Source organism: Halomonas sp. Ps84H-12 (assembly GCF_024124725.1).
Lineage (GTDB): Bacteria > Pseudomonadota > Gammaproteobacteria > Pseudomonadales > Halomonadaceae > Vreelandella > Vreelandella aquamarina.
In genome coordinates this window covers 1-1,494 of sequence record NZ_JAMXSJ010000088.1, presented here as the reverse complement: position 1 = coordinate 1,494, position 1,494 = coordinate 1, and the positions used below count along the sequence as shown (strand labels likewise).

General features: G+C 51.3%; 2 tRNA genes and 2 rRNA genes. All 4 read right to left on the bottom strand.

Features of this window, described 5'->3' with window-relative positions:
* Positions 1-417: ribosomal RNA gene (locus NH344_RS18120) — 23S ribosomal RNA — on the bottom strand; the annotation flags it as partial.
* Positions 418-644: 227 nt separating this feature from the next.
* A tRNA-Ala gene (locus NH344_RS18115) sits at positions 645-720 on the bottom strand.
* A gap of 110 nt (positions 721-830) precedes the next feature.
* Positions 831-907 (bottom strand) — tRNA-Ile (locus tag NH344_RS18110).
* 87 nt (positions 908-994) lie between these two features.
* Positions 995-1,494, bottom strand: a 16S ribosomal RNA gene (locus NH344_RS18105); the annotation flags it as partial.

Sequence of the window (1,494 nt, the reverse complement as noted above, 5' to 3'; positions counted from 1 at the left end):
AGCCTTGGAGGATGGTCCCCCCGTCTTCAGTCAAGGTTTCTCGTGCCCCGACCTACTCGATTTCACGTGATCAGATTTTCGACTACGGGGCTATCACCCGCTATGGCCAGACTTCCCAGTCTGTTCGTCTAATCCGTCACACGCTTAAGGGCTGGTCCCCGTTCGCTCGCCGCTACTAGGGGAATCTCGGTTGATTTCTTTTCCTCAGGGTACTTAGATGTTTCAGTTCCCCTGGTTCGCCTCTTACGCCTATATATTCAGCGTAAGATACTCATCTGTTGATGAGTGGGTTTCCCCATTCAGAGATGTCCGGGTCACAGGTTGTTTGCCACCTCACCGAACCTTATCGCAGGCTACCACGTCTTTCATCGCCTCTGACTGCCTAGGCATCCACCGTGTGCGCTTCATTGCTTGACCCTATAACCCGAAGGGGTCTGGTATCTCGCAATGATAACGATTGCCGGATACGCTTGAGACGTATCACTTAACAATTACGTATGAACGTTATAAAACGTTCATGTCAGCATGATATACATTGTTAAAGAGCAGCTGTTCAATGAACAGTGATAAGAAGACGTGTTATGTCGTGCTTATCAATGGTCACGAAACAATCACAAACGGGGTTTATCTAAACAAGAAGATAATGGTGGAGCCAAGCGGGATCGAACCGCTGACCTCCTGCGTGCAAGGCAGGCGCTCTCCCAGCTGAGCTATGGCCCCATTGTTTTTGCAAAACCAACCTCTTGTATAAATTTCCGTAAGACGAGAAAAATACCTCAACGCATAATCACGTTATACGAGAAGTGTTTTAACACCGCATCACAGGAATTTGGTGGGTCTGGGCAGACTTGAACTGCCGACCTCACCCTTATCAGGGGTGCGCTCTAACCAACTGAGCTACAGACCCAAGAGGGGATCGTGCATCAACCGTTTGCTCTACTATCTGATCAGGTAATTCATTGTGAGCGCTTACCGCGAGGGATGATGCATCGTTTAAGGAGGTGATCCAGCCGCAGGTTCCCCTACGGCTACCTTGTTACGACTTCACCCCAGTCATGAACCACACCGTGGTGATCGCCCTCTTGCGTTAGGCTAACCACTTCTGGTGCAGTCCACTCCCATGGTGTGACGGGCGGTGTGTACAAGGCCCGGGAACGTATTCACCGTGGCATTCTGATCCACGATTACTAGCGATTCCGACTTCACGGAGTCGAGTTGCAGACTCCGATCCGGACTGAGATCGGCTTTTCGGGATTGGCTCACTCTCGCGAGTTGGCAACCCTTTGTACCGACCATTGTAGCACGTGTGTAGCCCTACTCGTAAGGGCCATGATGACTTGACGTCGTCCCCACCTTCCTCCGGTTTGTCACCGGCAGTCTCCTTAGAGTTCCCGCCATTACGCGCTGGCAAATAAGGACAAGGGTTGCGCTCGTTACGGGACTTAACCCAACATTTCACAACACGAGCTGACGACAGCCATGCAGCACCTGTCT